Genomic DNA, 16,133 nt, shown 5'->3' on the forward strand with positions numbered 1-16,133 from the left:
GACTAATTTTTTAAACTAATTAAAGCTACGAAAGGGTAAAAGTAATATGGTTGCAACTAACAATAGTCTTTCATTCAAGTAAATTTATATAAACAAAGTGGAATGTGTAGGTATAGGATTACAACTGAAATTAAAAAGTCTGTTAAGAGCCTAGTGGTCTATTGCCTACCGTAACGGAATTGCTATTTTTGCCCCATGAGATTAAAAATAACACCATTGTGCTATCTGGTTCGTTGCTGGGCCGTTATGGCAACTTTATCCCTTTTTGTGGGCTGCGGTTCTTTTTTGGCGAAAGATGAACCTGGATATTTAGCACGTGTTGGTGAAAACTATTTATATCGCGAAGATGTGGCCAAATTGTTGGCCAAAGGTATTTCTAAGGAAGATAGTGCTTCATTCGTAACCAACTATATTAACAATTGGGCTTCTAAACAGTTGTTGCTGGAAAAGGCAAAAATTAACCTTCCCGAAGAGAAACTAGCGGCATACGATGTTCTGGTTTCGGATTACCGTACGGATTTGTATACCAGAGCGTATAAAGAAGCATTGGTGCAACAAGATGGAGATACTGTAATAAGCGCTTCTCAATTGAACGGATTCTATGAGCGGGAGAAGGAAAATTTTAAATTGAAGGAAAAAATTGTGAAACTTAGGTTTGTAGAGTTACCTACTCAATTTTTGAATAAGGACGATGTGATAAGTAAACTAAAACGTTTTAAAAAGGACGATATTAGTTATTTGGATTCTATTGGGGTACAGTTCAAGAAATTAAACTTTAACGATTCTATATGGGTAAGTGCCACTAGAATTATTGAGGAAATACCACCACTTACCTTTGAAAATGCCGATAAACACCTAAAAAAATCACAATTTTTTGAGTTGGAGGATGCAAACGGGGTATATTTGGCAAAGGTTACCGATGTTCTAGATGTTAATGACGTCGCTCCACTATCTTTTATTGAACCTACCATTAAGCAGGTTTTGCTAAGTAGAAGAAAACTCGATTATTTACGAAAACTGGAAACAGAAATTATAGATGAGGCTATTAAAGAAAAAGAATTTGAAGTTTACGAGCAAGGTGAATAAGTATATTGCCATTTTGGGTTGCTTCTTGATTGCGGGAAGTGCTGTTGCTCAAGAAACTGAAGAAGTTACCGAAAGTCAAGAAGAAGTTACAGAACCAGCTATGGATGCTGAGGCTAGTGCGGAAATGGATTCGGTTAAGCCTACAAACTTTAAAAAAATTAAGCTAGATGGTATTTCTGCAGTTGTAGGGGACTATGTTATCCTAGAATCTGATATAGAAAAAACCCTTATCGATTTAAAAAGCCAAGGAGTTTCAACTGCGGATGTTACCCGTTGCGGACTTTTAGGTAAATTAATGGAAGACCGTTTATATGCCCACCAGGCCGTGCAGGATAGTCTTTTGGTTTCGGATGATGAGATTGCGGCTACTACTGATCGTCAGATTCAGTCTTTTGTGCAACAGACAGGCTCTATGGAGAAACTGTTGAAGTTCTACAAAAAAGAAGATGAGGCCAGTTTACGTGAGGATATCAATAAAATTAATAAACTGAGAATGCTTTCCGAAAAGATGCAATCCAGTATTGTTGAGAAAATTGAAATTACACCAGAAGAGGTTCGTCAGTTTTTTAATAAAATTCCGGAAGATGAACGTCCTGTTTTTGGTGCGGAAATGGAAATAGCACAAATCGTGAAATCTCCAAAACCTACAGAAAAGGAAGTTCAGGATGTCTTGGATAAACTTAACGAGATTAAGGCAGATGTAGAGGATAACGATGCAAGCTTTAGCGTAAAGGCTATTTTATATTCACAAGATCCAGGTTCAAAGTCAAAAGGTGGTTTTTATAGTATAACTAAGGATACCGGGTTTGATAAGACATTTAAGGATGTAGCTTTCAGTTTGGCCGAGGGTGAGGTTTCTGAACCTTTTGAGACTCAATTTGGATATCATATTATTTATATTGAGAAAATTAGAGGTCAAGAATTGGATTTACGTCATATCTTAATACAACCTAAAATATCTCAAACCGCTTTGGATGAGGTAAAGCAGGAGTTAGATACTATTCGTAAGCATATTATGGAAGGTAAATATACCTTTGCTCAGGCAGCCCTTAATTTTTCGGATGAAAAAGAAACAAAGTTTGATGGTGGCCTTTTAAGAAACCCTACCAATTTTGATTCTAGGTTTGAGTTAACAAAAATGGATCCAACATTGTACAACCAAGTACGGAACCTTAAGGATGATGAAATTTCATATCCTTTATTGGAGGAAGATCCAAGAGGTGGCGGTCCTAAATATAAAATCTTAAAGGTTACCAACCGTTATGATGAGCATGTAGCCGATTTTTCTAAGGATTACATTAAGATCCAACAATTGGCAAAAACCGAAAAGCAGTACAAAGCCATTAAAAAATGGATGGACGAGCATATAGAGGATACCTATATTAGCGTAAACGAAGACAACAGGGACTGCGATTTTGCCAATAACTGGGTAAAGGAATAAATGAATGTCAGACGTTCAGGCAATCAACAATCTTGTAGAAAAACACCAGGCGCTTAAAAAGGAAATTGCCAAGGTCATTGTAGGCCAAGATGTGGTAATAGACCAAATTCTTTTGAGTATTTACACCGGTGGGCACTCTTTGTTGATCGGGGTTCCCGGATTGGCAAAAACGTTAATGGTGAATACCATAGCCCAGACATTGGGGTTGGATTTTAAACGTATTCAATTTACTCCTGATTTAATGCCAAGTGATATTCTTGGTAGTGAGGTCTTGGACCAAAACAGAAACTTTAAGTTTATAAAGGGGCCGATCTTCGCAAATATTATTTTGGCGGATGAGATTAACAGAACACCTCCAAAGACGCAAGCAGCCCTGCTGGAAGCCATGCAGGAACGTTCCGTAACCATTGCAGGTCAGCAACATAAATTGGAGCTTCCTTATTTTGTGCTGGCCACCCAAAACCCTATTGAACAGGAAGGTACATACCCGCTTCCAGAAGCGCAGTTAGACCGTTTCATGTTCGCTATTGAGTTAAAGTACCCTTCCGTTGAGGAAGAAATAGAGGTTGTTAAAAGTACCACTTCGGACCGGTCAGTAAATATCAAGGCATTATTTAACGCACAGGAAATAATTGATGTGCAGCAATTAGTGCGTCGTATACCCGTTCCGGACAATGTGGTGGAGTATGCCGTTAAATTGGTGAATTCAACCCGTCCAAATTTGGATACGGCAAGTGATTATGTTAAGCAATATATAGATTGGGGAGCAGGACCAAGAGCTTCGCAGAATCTTGTTTTAGCAGCAAAAGCTCATGCGGCTGTTCACGGTAAGTTTTCACCGGATGCCGAAGATGTCCAAGCTGTTGCCACCGGTATTTTAAGACATAGACTTATTAAAAACTACAAAGCAGAGGCCGAGGGTATTTCAGAAGAAACCATTATTGGTAAATTACTCTAGTTAAAAATTAACATATCTGCTGTAAATTTGCAGGTTTTCTGCCTTTAATGCCTTCGTTAGTGTAACCGAAAGGCAATCTACTGATCAATTTCTAAAAAAGGTGTGAATCCTAAGGCAAAAGTTTTATTTACGCTTCTTATTTTCTTAATTTTACGGGATTACAATAACTTAAACAAATTAGATAATGGCATTTGATATTGATATGATCAAAGGGGTGTACGCCAATATGGCCGAACGTGTTGAAAAAGCGCGTGAAATTGTCGGCAAACCGCTTACCCTTTCAGAGAAGATTTTATATTCCCATTTATGGGACGGTAACCCTAGCAAAGCATTTACAAGGGGAAAAGACTATGTGGATTTTGCTCCAGATCGTATCGCTTGTCAAGATGCTACTGCGCAGATGGCCCTTTTGCAATTTATGCAGGCCGGAAAGCCAAAGGTAGCAGTACCAACTACAGTACACTGTGATCACCTTATACAGGCTAAAAACGGTGCTACGGCAGATTTAAAATCTGCAAATACAACCAGTGCCGAGGTATTTGATTTCTTGGAGTCTGTTTCCAATAAATATGGAATCGGTTTCTGGAAACCAGGTGCAGGTATTATTCACCAAGTTGTTTTGGAAAACTACGCATTTCCAGGTGGAATGATGATTGGTACGGATTCGCATACGGTTAACGCAGGTGGTCTAGGTATGGTAGCTATTGGTGTTGGTGGTGCAGATGCTGTTGATGTAATGGCAGGTATGGCCTGGGAACTTAAGTTTCCAAAATTGATCGGAGTAAAATTAACAGGTAACATTTCTGGCTGGACAGCTCCAAAGGATGTTATCTTAAAAGTAGCCGAAATACTTACCGTTAAAGGAGGTACCGGTGCTATTGTAGAATACTTTGGAGAAGGAGCCAAGAACCTTTCTTGTACTGGTAAAGGTACTATCTGTAACATGGGTGCTGAAATAGGGGCTACAACTTCTACATTTGGATATGATGAGTCTATGGAGCGTTATTTACGCGCTACTGATAGAGCGGATGTTGCCGATGCAGCAAATGCGGTTAAGGAACATTTAACTGCCGATGCAGAGGTTTATGCAAATCCGGAACAATATTTTGATGAGGTTATAGAAATTAACTTATCGGAATTAACACCATTGTTGAACGGACCTTTTACTCCGGATTTATCTACGGGAGTGGGAACCGATATGACTAAAAAAGCAACTGAAAACGATTGGCCACTTCAAGTAGAGTGGGGATTAATCGGTTCATGTACCAACTCTTCCTATGAAGATTTATCAAGAGCTTCTTCAATTGCGCAGCAAGCCTTGGATAAAGGAATAAAAATGAAGTCGGAATTAGGTATTAACCCTGGTTCTGAGCAAGTTCGTTATACTGCTGATAGAGACGGTATCTTACAGGTTTTTGAAAAATTGGATGCTAAAATCTTTACAAATGCTTGTGGACCATGTATCGGTCAATGGGCAAGATATAACGATCCAAAAAATGCACCTAAAAACAGTATAGTTCATTCGTTTAACCGAAACTTTGCTAAGCGTGCAGATGGTAATCCAAATACGCATGCCTTTGTTGCATCACCTGAAATTACGGCTGCAATAGCTATTTCCGGTCGTTTGGATTTTAACCCTATCACGGATACTTTGATCAATGAAAATGGTGAGGAAGTTAAATTTGACGAGCCAACAGGATGGGAGTTGCCACCAAAAGGATTTGCTGTTGAGGATGCAGGATTCTTAGCGCCAGACGAAGATGGTTCCGGTGTAGAGGTTATTGTTGCTCCGGATTCTGAAAGATTACAGTTATTAGAACCTTTTACACCAATTAAAGACGAAAGCCTTATGGGTGCTAAGCTTTTGATCAAAGCATTCGGAAAGTGTACAACGGATCATATTTCTATGGCAGGACCATGGTTACGTTTCCGTGGACATTTAGATAATATTTCCAATAACTGTTTAATTGGTGCTGTAAATGCATTTGGCCATAAAACAAATATGGTTAAAAACCAGTTAACAGGAGAATACGGTGGTGTTCCTGATACAGCACGAGCTTATAAAGCGGCAGGAGTAAGATCGGTAGTGGTGGGTGATCACAACTACGGTGAAGGTTCTTCTCGTGAGCATGCGGCTATGGAGCCAAGACATTTAGGTGTTGCAGCTGTAATCGTAAAATCTTTTGCGCGTATCCACGAAACAAACCTTAAAAAACAAGGTATGTTAGGATTGACTTTTGCCAACGAGGCAGATTACGATTTAGTACAGGAAGATGATACATTCAACTTTATAGATATTGCCGAGTTTGCACCGGACAAGCAATTAACTTTAGAGTTGGTACATGCAGATGGTAGCAAAGATGTAATCAAATTGAACCATACGTACAATCAACCTCAAATAGATTGGTACAGAGAAGGTTCTGCATTGAACGTTATCAAAAAGGAAAATGCAGCCTAATTCCTATTGAAATAGTATATTAAAACTCCCGTTAATTAACGGGAGTTTTTTAGTTTTATAACTATCCAACATTTTTTATGAAAAGAAAAACTTTCTTTACACTCATTATCATGGCCTTTGTGCTTTCTTTCTTTGTTACACCTGTGGGATATTGGGGAAAGGTTTGGCTTATGCGCTTGTTTGCTTCTCCCCCCGAAATTATAGCTGTAGATGATAGGAAAAAAATAGATGGGTACGATTGGAAACTTAAGGATGCCAACTGGGATTTCTTTAACCTGAATGAATCCAAAGGAAAGGTTTTATTTATTCATTTCTGGGCTTCCTGGAATACGCCAAGTGCAGCAGAACTAAACGGTATTCAAACATTATATGATGCTTACTCGGATGGAGTTGATTTTTATATCGTTACAAATGAAGAACGTGAGCCGGTAGAAGAGTTCATGGCTAAGAATAAATATACATTTCCTGTAACCTACAGAATTGTGGGAGAGGGGGCTCCTTTTGAGATACCAAAGATACAAGGGACCTATATCATTGATGATAATGGAGAAATTATAGTTAACTCTCAGGAAACTCATGATTGGGATAGCGCTACAGTAACCCAACTATTAGATTCAATAACGGATAAATCTTGAAGATATCGTTCAAATATATATTTCTTGGGCTACTCCTTATAATTATTTGTGTCCTATTTACGCCTATAGGGCCTAAACTTAGAGCTTATGTGGGAAGAATTGTTTCATATAGTTCAGTAAAACTGAAAGCCGAAAAGACGATTCCTGAAAGTACATATAGTTGGGAAGTAAAAGACTTGGATGGAAAGGCATACCTTTTCCAAAACACTAAAGGGAAAATCGTTTTCATTAATCTTTGGGCCACATGGTGTAAGCCATGTTTAGAAGAATTGCCCAGTATTCAAGCTTTATATGAAGATTACCAAGATAAGGTAGACTTTTTGCTCGTTAGTAAAGAAGAGTCTAAGAGGGTCAATACATTTGTTTCCAAGAAATCTTATCAACTGCCTTTCTATTTGGCTGAAGGTCAGATACCTCAAATATTTAAATCTGCGACCTTACCAACAACCTATATTATAAATAAGCAGGGTAAAGTGGTTAGAGCGGAAAACGGTACAGTTAATTGGAATAGCGAAGAAATTAGACAGTTTCTTGATCAACTTTTAATGGAGTAGCAGATTATGACCTGTTCTTGAAATACTTAAAGGGAACGATTAGCATACCAAAACATTCCCCATCTTTTTTACCTAAGTGTTTATGATGCATTTTGTGAGCTCTGCGTACACCCTTGGCATACCAGTGGTTCGCATTTCTAAATAGTTTAAACCGTTGGTGAATAAAAATGTCGTGGACTAGAAAATAAGCTATGCCATAAACCAATATACCAAAGCCTAAGGGCCAACCGTACCAAAAAGATGTCTCTGCACCTAAGTAAAAGAGTACGATGCTTACGATGGCGTAAAAAACAAAAAAAGCATCATTTCTTTCAAACCATGAATCGTGGTCTTTTTTATGATGATCGCGGTGTAAATTCCAAAGAAAGCCATGCATAATATATTTATGGGTAAACCATGCCATAAATTCCATAAAGGAAAATGTGCCAACAAATAGGAGTATCCAAATAATCACTTTCATTTAAACCAAGTTCAATTTATAATTCACGTACGATTTGGCCAATACACCAAACTTCTCGTAGTTGGGAACACGAATACGCACTTTTCTAATCTCCAAAGAGGGTGTACGCTGTAGTTTTTTCAGTAATCTATAATAATACTTATAGGCTGTGTAGACGCCAAATTTGGCTTCATTAGGTAACTGAAGAATACCTGAGTAGGCCAGTTCAAAATCTGCTTTAATTTCATTTACGATTCTTGTTTTTGATTTTTCGTCCAACATAGCTAAATCCGTATTTGGAAAATAGCTTCGGTTTAAATCTTCAAAATCGCTTTTTAAATCTCTGAGAAAGTTCACCTTTTGAAAAGCGGAACCTAATGCCATAGCTGTCTCCTTTAGATTGTTGTATTTCTCCATATCGCCTTTTACAAAGACCTTTAAACACATGAGTCCCACTACATCTGCAGAGCCATAAATATACGCTTTGTACTCCTCATCTGTCCTATAGACATTCTTGTAGAGATCCATTCGCATACTCTTCATAAATGCTGCAACCAGTTCGTAAGGCAAGTCATATTTGTGATAGGTATGCTGAAATGAGTTGAGAATAGGATTAAGGCTTATTTTTTGTTCCAAAGCATCCTTTAGGCTTGCTTCAAACTGATTAAAAAGTTTTTCCTTGTTGTATTGATCAAACGTATCAACAATTTCGTCCGCAAAACGCACAAAGCCATATATGTTATAAATATCCGCTCTAATGGTAGGGGATAACATTTTGGTAGCCAATGTGAACGAGGTGCTGTAGGACTCTGTCACAATCTGACTACACTGGTAAGAAACTTTATCAAATAGGGCTTTCATAGTATTGGCTTTTAGACGTTCTTATTGATTAATTCGGATACGAGTTTGCCCGATATTAAAGCCGGAGGAACGCCAGGACCTGGAACGGTCAACTGGCCGGTAAAATATAGGTTTTTTACTTTTTTACTTTTTAGACTAGGTCTCAGAAAAGCTGTTTGACTGAGAGTATTGGCCATGCCGTAAGCATTTCCCTTATAGGAATTATATTGCTCAACAAAGTCATTTACACAAAAAGACTCTTTAAAGATAATATTATTTTTTACGCTTTGGTCTGTTCGTTTTTCAAATCTATCTAAAATGATATCAAAATATTGCTCACGTAATTTAGGTGTGTCAGTTAAATTAGGGGCAATTGGTATAAGGAAAAATCCTGTTTCGCAATTTTTAGGAGCCATGCTCAAGTCTGTTACCGATGGGAAATTTGCATAGAACAAAGGGGCTTTGGGCCAACTTGGGTTATCGTAAATTTCCTGTGCATGACGTTCAAAATCGGTATCAAAGAATAGATTGTGGTGGTTTATGTTTTCTAGCTTCTTGTTGAAACCTATGTAGAACAATAATGAAGATGGAGCAAAAGTTTTCTTGTTCCAGTAGGCTTCTGAATATTGCCTGTGTTCGGGGTCTAACAAAGTTTCGGAATGATGATAGTCGGCTCCGCTTAAAATTACATCGGCAGAAATATCTTTTCCGTTAATTGTGGCTCCAACGGCAATACTATTAACCACCTTTATTTTTTCTGCTGCTGCATCAGTACATATTTCTACGCCCAATTCTTCCGCTAGGTCATTCATGGCTTTAACCACCTGGTACATTCCACCTTTTGGATGCCACGTTCCTAAACCAAAATCGGCATAGTTCATAAAGTTGTAGAAAGAAGGTGTACGATTGGGTTTAGCCCCTAGAAAAAGCACTGGAAACTCTAATGTAGAAACCAATTTAGGGTTCTTAAATTTTTTACGAACTTCTCCGCTAATCGTTTTAAAAAACTGGTCTACTCTTAAGGCCGTCTCAGGGGTAATGAGCTCTAGAGGTGATAGACCTGGCCGTAACACAACTTTATTTATGGCTATATCATAGTTCTTCTCTGCCTTTGCAATGAAATCCTTTAGGTGATTAGCACTTCCAGGTTCAATACGTTCAAATTCTTTGCAAATATCATCCATGCAATCACCAACGGTGATATTATCGTCCGTAAAAAATATTTTATAAGCAGGATTTAATTTATCTAGCTGATAAAAATCTGCTGTTTTCTTTCCAAAGTCATTGAAGAACGAGTCAAAAATGTCCGGCATCCAGTACCAACTGGGCCCCATATCAAAAGTGAATCCGTCTCTGACCAGTTGTCTGGCCCTGCCACCTACGGTTTTGTTTTTCTCGTAAATAGTTACCTCATGACCTGCTTTTGCCAAGTAGCATGAGGCCGATAGTGAAGAGAAACCTGAACCGATTATGGCAATCTTTTTTTTCATTATTAGAGTAGATTCATTTTAAAGCTGTCCAATAATTTTATCCATTGAATTAAAAATCTCTACGGTACCGGGTAAACTTTTTGAATCTATATGCTGGGTTTGGTGACCTAGTAACCAGAGCTTTTTATTTGAATAGTTTGATGCGAGTTTGTCAAATTGATAAACATAGTCGTTTATTTTGTCCTTGGTAGGTGAAACTGTAAAATAAGACACAAATGTTGTGTTTGAAAAGGTCTTCATTATTTCTTCTAGGTTCTCTAAGGGAACGGTTTGACCCAGGTAGACAGATTTGTACCCGTGCAGGGCAAATTCATAGTTAAGATAGAGCAATCCTAATTCATGAATTTCATTTTCCGGTAAATAGGCTACAAAAGTTGTGCTATTGTTGGTAGCGTCCCTTTCTTGAAGTTCTTGGCTGTTAATAAGAATTTTTTGTTTAATAAGGTTAGATACAAAATGCTCGTGAGCAGGACAAATGGTATCTGTTTGCCATAAAAGACCCAATTCGTTCAGGAGTGGTATAAAAACTTCTTTAAACACTTCAGAAAACGATTTTTCAAAAAGAAGAGTTCTATAGGTTTGGTTAAAGAGCTGTTGATCAAAATTGATCATAGCAAGTTTAAACTCATTAATAACATTACTCTTATCATTTTTAGAGGTTAACTCCGTAACCAATTTTGGAATCTTTCTCTCATCTAATTTGGCAATTTTTGATATTTTATGACCATAATTATAAAGTAGAGTAATGTTTAGGAGTTTTTGCAGGCTTTCTAGGCTATACCTTCTAATGTTGGTATCTGTTCGCTCCGGAGAAAGCAAGTTGTATCTTTTTTCCCATATTCTAATAGTATGAGCTTTTATTCCAGAGAGGTTCTCAAGATCCCGTATTGTGAAGGTTTTTTTTAAAGTGTTCATTCTTTTTGTAAAAATGTTAAACGAAATTACGTTTTTTTTCCCAAGATGCTCACTTGAAGTGTGCTCTTTTGCGGAAAAAATTGATTAGATAAGGAGAAGATAAGAAATATAGATAGAAAAAAACCATCAATGAATCTCATTGATGGTTTAATGTGCGCACGAGAAGACTCGAACTTCCACGACCTAGTGGCCACCAGCCCCTCAAGCTGGCGCGTCTACCAATTCCGCCACGTGCGCATGAGGGTTTGTCAAAAACTTTGCAAAGATAGAATAACTTTCTAATTAAATTTTAATAAAAGTAAAGATAGTGGGATGTTTTATAATTGCTTGACCTGAGCATCAGAAGTAAACATTTCGTTAGTTTTAAGTATCATAAGGGTTCGTAAAGCTAGCCATTGATTGCTTAAAGGGCCTGCTTTTAGTTTTGAACGAATTTTATTTTCTATTGATTTAGGTAAATAAGCAATAATGAGCCTTCTCATTTTTCTTCTTGCAGACTGTGTTCTCTGATCCTTATTATAATTCTTTACTAATTTTTCAATAAAGGCTTCAGGAAAAATTCCTAGCTCTTTTTTCTGTTCCAATGATTCACAAATATAAGACTGTACTTCAGGAAGATTTAGAATTTGCCCAACCTCTTGAACGGCTTCTCTTTTTGCAAAAGGAATTTCGGGAAACATTTCAGAAACAATTGACCTCCATATCTTTTTATTTGTTCTTAGTTCAATTGGCACCTGTTGAATTGATGAAACAATCTTTTGACTGAGTAAAGGGTTGATAACTTCAACATAAGCAAGTTTTATATCTTCAAGAGCAGCCGTTGTAATTGGGGTTCTATGTTGCAACCATAACCTGTCTCTCCAATCTCCTAAGGATTCGTTTTCCTTCTGATGCAAATGTTCTGGAATATCTTCATAATTAACGATAAAATCTTCCGGAATATCCGAGGATGTATAGTCAAAACTTGTCATAAGATTGCATGTGCGCCTGACTTGATAGGAATTAGTGACGGGCGGCTTTCTACCAAAGGCATCATACCCTCTAATTACTCCTCTTCCAGAAGCAGATAGTTGTCCCCATAACTCTAAACCATCTAAATATGCAGCAAGATGGTCTAGCCGCCCCTCACCAGCAGCTAAAAATCTTTCGAGGAGAATAGGAAAGCTGTTAGGGTTAAAATCCATTTTTGCATAAGAATGTTCCATATTGCAATTTTGTGCTAGATTCTTTGCGATGGATGCGTCGCTGGTAGGTAAGTCTAAGGCTTTGTCTAATCCCCATGTTACGGCATTAAGATTTTTGCCTTTTAGATGGTATAGAAGACTTCTGCTGTCCATTCCGCCCGAAAGAGCTAATGTCCATTTAGAAGTGTCTAATTTTAGACCTTTAATTGTTTCTTCTACAGCATTTTTCAATTGGGCTTCATGTGATAATTCCGTTTTTTCTTCATTTTCGGTCCTATCAAAATTGAAGTTTTGGTTATGGTCTATTTCAACCTTCCAATTACTGCGGTTTAATTTTAAGCGGGTTCTAGGCGGCACTATTTTTATTCTTTCGTCCCAAGAAAGGCCGGGTCCTAAGGTTCCAGTGCATAGAAACCAGCTACATGCTTTGCTGTTCAATTTAAAATCTCCCAAAAATGATACAATTAATCGTTGTGAGGTAGACGCCATAAAAATTTCATTATCATGGTAATACCATAAAGTTCTTGAAGCTGCATAATCTGATGCTATTTCGACTCTTTCCTTTTCTACACGGAATAAAGCATAGCTACCGTTTGGTAAAGGAGCGTTATATTTGAATAGTGAATCATCATGTTCACATGTGCCTAGGCAATAATTTACACCATCTTTTAGTATAGTCAATGCTGGATTGTATATTAGGCTGATGGTATTTTCATTTTTTGAAATATATGGTTGTTCGGCATGTACATTATTCGGTTCTATACGCTTTGCAATTTTTTTGGCAAGGGTTGAAATATCCTTTTTAACAGGGTTTTTAAAACAGACGGTTATCGCTTTGGCCATAATTTGTTAAGGAATTTTATTGAAAAAGAGTGTTTGAGTAGACAATGAGCCAACTCATATAGTCTAAAGAAATTAAGGGGGAGTTGTCTAAAATAACGTATTTGTCTGATATTGAATACTAAAACTATATTTTTGTTAAAATTTACTTTCTGATTTGAGTTATCCTTAAATAGTTTTAACCAATATAATTTTCCATTCGTCTACAGTTGTAGGCTATTCGTCTACACCTAATAAAAATTACAGTATTTATTTAAGAGTTTTGTAGTTCACATTAATAATGAGGCTATGGATATTTTATTGATTGAAGACGATGCTATTGAAGTAATGAAATTACAGCGAACTGTAAAGAAACTAGAACTCAAGCATAATATCATTGAAACGAAGAACGGTGAAGATGCTTTAAAAATCTTAAAATCAGGGAACAGATTACCGGATATTATTCTACTTGATTTAAATATGCCTAGAATGAACGGTATTGAGTTTTTAAGTATTCTAAGGGCAGATGATGTTTTAAAATACCTTCCTACAGTTATTCTTACAACTTCCGAAAATAGAGCAGATTTATTGGAGTGTTATAAAATTGGAGTGGCGGGCTACGTTATTAAGCCTTTGAAATACGAAGAGTACGAATCCAAACTACATAAAGTTCTTGACTATTGGAACATCAACCAATTAGTGAAAGGCTAACAATATATTGACTTTCACAACAAAAATTCGTTAGTACATACTACTTTTCCTACTTTTATTGATAAATAGAAGTATATGAAAGGTATAGTTTTTACGGAATTTTTGGAAATGGTCGAGTCTAAGTTCGGTCTTGAGACTCTAGATAATATTATAGAAAATGGTCAGTTGGCCTCAGAAGGTGTCTATACATCTGTAGGTACGTACGAATTTAATGAGATGGTTACGCTCATAACCAACCTTAGTGAAGAAACTAAAATTCCGGTTGGTGATCTTATATATGCGTTTGGTCTATACCTTTTTGCAGGTCTGGCCAACTCGCATCCTGAGGTTATTAAAAATTACAATACTCCACTAGGTCTACTTTATTGTATTGAAGACCATATTCATGTGCATGTCAAGAAGTTGTATCCTGATGCGGAACTACCTTCTTTTAAAATTTTGGATAAAACGGACACCACAATTTCTATGGTATATTCTTCTTCTAGGGGGTTGTATCGCTTAGCACATGGTCTTATAGAAAAAGCTTTTGAACATTTTGGTGGTACGGCAACAATTACCTATGACCTCTTGAAGGAAGATGGAACCGAGGTTAAATTTGATATTGTTCAAAATGGATAGCACTAAAGAGATTGAACTTCTTAAAAAAGCCTTAGAACGTCAGAAAAAAGCGCGTCAACAAGCTGAAAAAATCTTAGAGCAAAAATCTACAGAGCTCTATGAAACGGCACAGCGCTTAAAAGAGGCCAATGGCAAGCTAGAAAATTTGCTTACAGAAAAGGTTTCGGAGTTAGATGGTGTCTTCGTTAACATTATAGATCCTTATGTAGTCATGGATCTGCAAGCCAACGTTATAAAGATGAATACTTCGGCCAAAGATTTTCTAGGGTATGACAATACCAAGGAAGACGTTAACTTAACGGGCCTTGTACATAAAAAATACCTTCAATATACTGCTGAATCTTTCAAATACCTTTTAGAAGTAGGGACACTTAAAAATTACCGGGCAAAAATTAATGTTAAGAACGGTGATGAGAAATGGATAGAGATTAATAGTAGTCTTATTTATAATACCAAACAAGAACCCATAGGGGCTCAAGGTATCATTAGAGATATTACCCAAGAAATGGAAATCAAGGAGTTGTTGGCACAACAACGCAAGCAACTGGATGTCATTGTGGAAAACTCGCCTTTAGGCATTGTTCTAAGCGTTGGAGGTGAAATCATAAAAGCAAATACTACCTTCACGGAACTTCTGGGCTATTCGGAAAGTGAACTCAAAACCATGAAGTTGGATGACTTTTCCAAGGAGGAGGAAAGTTCTGGATCAGAAGATGTTGTACAGCAAATGCAGGAAGGAAAAACCGATAAGGCAGTTGTAATAAAAAGATACTTCAAAAAAGGAGGAGGCTGTTTGGTTGCAAAGACATCCGTAAGTGCTGTTAGAGGCGGAGACGGTAAGTTAAAGTACCTGTTGGCCATGATAGAAGATATTACAAGAGAGCGTGAGGCCGAGGAAAGACTGAGATACGAACGGGAAAAATATGCAAACATCATTGCAAACATGAATCTTGGTCTGGTAGAGGTAGATACAGATGATGTAATACAACTGGTAAACCAGAGCTTCTGTAACATGAGCGGTTTTAGAGAAGAAGAACTTTTAGGTAAAAAGGGAACCGAGATGCTAAGGGTACAGAATAAGAATGTTTTAGAGCACGAAGATGAAAAACGAATGCGGGGTGAATCCGATTCGTATGAGCTGGAGGTTATTGATAAAAGTGGAAAAAAGAAACATTGGTTAGTTAGTGGAGCTCCACGTTATGATAATAATAAAAAACTAATTGGTTCTGTAGGAATACATTTAGATGTCACTAAGCAAAAGTTACTGGAACTTCAAAAGGAACAATTGGTAAAGGAATTGGAACAAAGCAACCAAGGTCTTCAGGAATATGCACATATTGTTTCCCATGACTTAAAATCCCCTTTACGGAGTATAAGTGCATTGGCAACATGGATTCAGGATGATTACAAAGATGTACTGGACGAAGCAGGCCAGCAGAACTTAACCTTAATGCAAGAGAAAGTTGCCTCTATGGATAAGTTAATTCAAGGTATCTTGGAGTATTCTACCGCAAATAATTCGGAACTGGACAATTCCAGTGTTGATTTAAATGAAGTAGTAGAAAATATCAAAGAGAGCATCTTTATTCCAGAGCATGTATCCCTTGTGGTGCCCAAGGTCTTACCAACAATTGTTGCGGATAGTACAAAGATGCATCAGCTGTTCCAGAATATACTTTCTAATGCAGTGGTTCACATAGAAAAGGAAGTAGGGTTGGTAGAGGTGTTATACGTAGAAAATACTACGCACTGGCAGTTCTCTATAAAAGATAATGGTGTAGGGATTCCAAAGGAATACCATAAAAAAATATTCGAAATTTTTCAGTCTATCGGAGCAAATGAAAGATCAACAGGAATAGGGCTTTCTATTGTTAAAAAAATAATTGACCGCTATGAAGGCGAAGTATGGGTAGAGAGTGAAAAGGACATGGGTACGGAGTTTCACTTTACCATAAAAAAAGAACCAACTAACCTTAATAGCTAAA

At 37.2% G+C, this 16,133-nt stretch carries 14 protein-coding genes and 1 tRNA gene; 9 read left to right on the forward strand and 6 right to left on the reverse strand.

Going from position 1 to position 16,133, the window contains the following annotated elements; translation table 11 throughout:
• Positions 1-195: 195 nt before the first annotated feature.
• From SJY45_RS18810 to SJY45_RS18835, 6 genes are all read left to right on the forward strand, one after another.
• Complete coding sequence (locus SJY45_RS18810) at positions 196-1,086, forward strand: peptidyl-prolyl cis-trans isomerase (RefSeq protein ID WP_215441815.1); 891 nt, start codon at positions 196-198, stop codon at positions 1,084-1,086.
• On the forward strand, positions 1,037-2,527 hold the full coding sequence (locus SJY45_RS18815) for a peptidylprolyl isomerase (protein ID WP_215441816.1): 1,491 nt from the start codon (positions 1,037-1,039) through the stop codon (positions 2,525-2,527). The genes SJY45_RS18810 and SJY45_RS18815 overlap by 50 nt, the downstream gene beginning before the upstream one ends.
• A gap of 4 nt (positions 2,528-2,531) precedes the next feature.
• Positions 2,532-3,485: a MoxR family ATPase gene (locus SJY45_RS18820; protein WP_289063117.1), complete on the forward strand. Its 954-nt coding sequence runs from the start codon at positions 2,532-2,534 to the stop codon at positions 3,483-3,485.
• 184 nt (positions 3,486-3,669) lie between these two features.
• Positions 3,670-5,943, forward strand: coding sequence for an aconitate hydratase (locus SJY45_RS18825; RefSeq protein ID WP_215912721.1), 2,274 nt, complete (start codon positions 3,670-3,672; stop codon positions 5,941-5,943).
• Positions 5,944-6,020: 77 nt separating this feature from the next.
• Positions 6,021-6,578: a redoxin domain-containing protein gene (locus tag SJY45_RS18830; protein WP_400072713.1), complete on the forward strand. Its 558-nt coding sequence runs from the start codon at positions 6,021-6,023 to the stop codon at positions 6,576-6,578.
• An 89-nt stretch (positions 6,579-6,667) separates the two neighbouring features.
• Complete coding sequence (locus tag SJY45_RS18835) at positions 6,668-7,132, forward strand: TlpA disulfide reductase family protein (protein WP_215912723.1); 465 nt, start codon at positions 6,668-6,670, stop codon at positions 7,130-7,132.
• A 4-nt stretch (positions 7,133-7,136) separates the two neighbouring features.
• Here SJY45_RS18835 and SJY45_RS18840 read toward each other — a convergent pair whose 3' ends face one another.
• From SJY45_RS18840 to SJY45_RS18865, 6 genes are all read right to left on the reverse strand, one after another.
• On the reverse strand, positions 7,137-7,592 hold the full coding sequence (locus tag SJY45_RS18840) for a sterol desaturase family protein (protein ID WP_215912724.1): 456 nt from the start codon (positions 7,590-7,592) through the stop codon (positions 7,137-7,139).
• The gene (locus tag SJY45_RS18845; protein ID WP_400072715.1) at positions 7,593-8,432 is read right to left on the reverse strand and encodes a phytoene/squalene synthase family protein; all 840 of its coding nucleotides are present in this window, start codon (positions 8,430-8,432) and stop codon (positions 7,593-7,595) included. It lies immediately after the preceding gene.
• 11 nt (positions 8,433-8,443) lie between these two features.
• Positions 8,444-9,901 (reverse strand): phytoene desaturase family protein, encoded by a 1,458-nt coding sequence (locus tag SJY45_RS18850; protein ID WP_400072717.1) that lies wholly within the window; start codon positions 9,899-9,901, stop codon positions 8,444-8,446.
• An 18-nt stretch (positions 9,902-9,919) separates the two neighbouring features.
• A complete protein-coding gene (locus SJY45_RS18855; RefSeq protein ID WP_400072719.1) occupies positions 9,920-10,816 on the reverse strand; it encodes a MerR family transcriptional regulator in 897 nt (298 codons plus the stop codon).
• 153 nt (positions 10,817-10,969) lie between these two features.
• A tRNA-Leu gene (locus tag SJY45_RS18860) sits at positions 10,970-11,053 on the reverse strand.
• A gap of 80 nt (positions 11,054-11,133) precedes the next feature.
• Positions 11,134-12,843, reverse strand: coding sequence for a hypothetical protein (locus tag SJY45_RS18865; protein WP_215912726.1), 1,710 nt, complete (start codon positions 12,841-12,843; stop codon positions 11,134-11,136).
• A gap of 285 nt (positions 12,844-13,128) precedes the next feature.
• On the opposite strand from SJY45_RS18865, the gene SJY45_RS18870 reads away from it, so the two are divergent.
• From SJY45_RS18870 to SJY45_RS18880, 3 genes are all read left to right on the forward strand, one after another.
• Entirely contained in the window at positions 13,129-13,530 is a 402-nt protein-coding gene (locus SJY45_RS18870) for a response regulator (protein WP_215441826.1), read from the forward strand.
• Between the two features lie 75 nt (positions 13,531-13,605).
• Positions 13,606-14,148, forward strand: a complete 543-nt coding sequence (locus SJY45_RS18875) for a heme NO-binding domain-containing protein (RefSeq protein WP_215441827.1) — start codon at positions 13,606-13,608, stop codon at positions 14,146-14,148.
• Positions 14,141-16,132 carry a PAS domain S-box protein gene (locus tag SJY45_RS18880; protein ID WP_400072722.1) on the forward strand — a complete coding sequence of 664 codons (1,992 nt, stop codon included), beginning with the start codon at positions 14,141-14,143 and terminating at the stop codon, positions 16,130-16,132. The genes SJY45_RS18875 and SJY45_RS18880 overlap by 8 nt, the downstream gene beginning before the upstream one ends.
• Position 16,133 lies beyond the last annotated feature (1 nt).

Source organism: Zobellia russellii (assembly GCF_044597075.1).
Classification (GTDB): Bacteria; Bacteroidota; Bacteroidia; order Flavobacteriales; family Flavobacteriaceae; genus Zobellia; species Zobellia russellii.

Bases quoted from the DNA above. Each gene is read 5' to 3' on its own strand.
- SJY45_RS18810 (WP_215441815.1), top strand. From the start codon at position 196: ATGAGATTAAAAATAACACCATTGTGCTATCTGGTTCGTTGCTGGGCC.
- SJY45_RS18815 (WP_215441816.1), top strand. From the start codon at position 1,037: ATGAGGCTATTAAAGAAAAAGAATTTGAAGTTTACGAGCAAGGTGAAT.
- SJY45_RS18820 (WP_289063117.1), top strand. From the start codon at position 2,532: ATGTCAGACGTTCAGGCAATCAACAATCTTGTAGAAAAACACCAGGCG.
- SJY45_RS18825 (WP_215912721.1), top strand. From the start codon at position 3,670: ATGGCATTTGATATTGATATGATCAAAGGGGTGTACGCCAATATGGCC.
- SJY45_RS18830 (WP_400072713.1), top strand. From the start codon at position 6,021: ATGAAAAGAAAAACTTTCTTTACACTCATTATCATGGCCTTTGTGCTT.
- SJY45_RS18840 (WP_215912724.1), bottom strand. From the start codon at position 7,592: ATGAAAGTGATTATTTGGATACTCCTATTTGTTGGCACATTTTCCTTT.
- SJY45_RS18845 (WP_400072715.1), bottom strand. From the start codon at position 8,432: ATGAAAGCCCTATTTGATAAAGTTTCTTACCAGTGTAGTCAGATTGTG.
- SJY45_RS18850 (WP_400072717.1), bottom strand. From the start codon at position 9,901: ATGAAAAAAAAGATTGCCATAATCGGTTCAGGTTTCTCTTCACTATCG.
- SJY45_RS18855 (WP_400072719.1), bottom strand. From the start codon at position 10,816: ATGAACACTTTAAAAAAAACCTTCACAATACGGGATCTTGAGAACCTC.
- SJY45_RS18865 (WP_215912726.1), bottom strand. From the start codon at position 12,843: ATGGCCAAAGCGATAACCGTCTGTTTTAAAAACCCTGTTAAAAAGGAT.
- SJY45_RS18870 (WP_215441826.1), top strand. From the start codon at position 13,129: ATGGATATTTTATTGATTGAAGACGATGCTATTGAAGTAATGAAATTA.
- SJY45_RS18875 (WP_215441827.1), top strand. From the start codon at position 13,606: ATGAAAGGTATAGTTTTTACGGAATTTTTGGAAATGGTCGAGTCTAAG.
- SJY45_RS18880 (WP_400072722.1), top strand. From the start codon at position 14,141: ATGGATAGCACTAAAGAGATTGAACTTCTTAAAAAAGCCTTAGAACGT.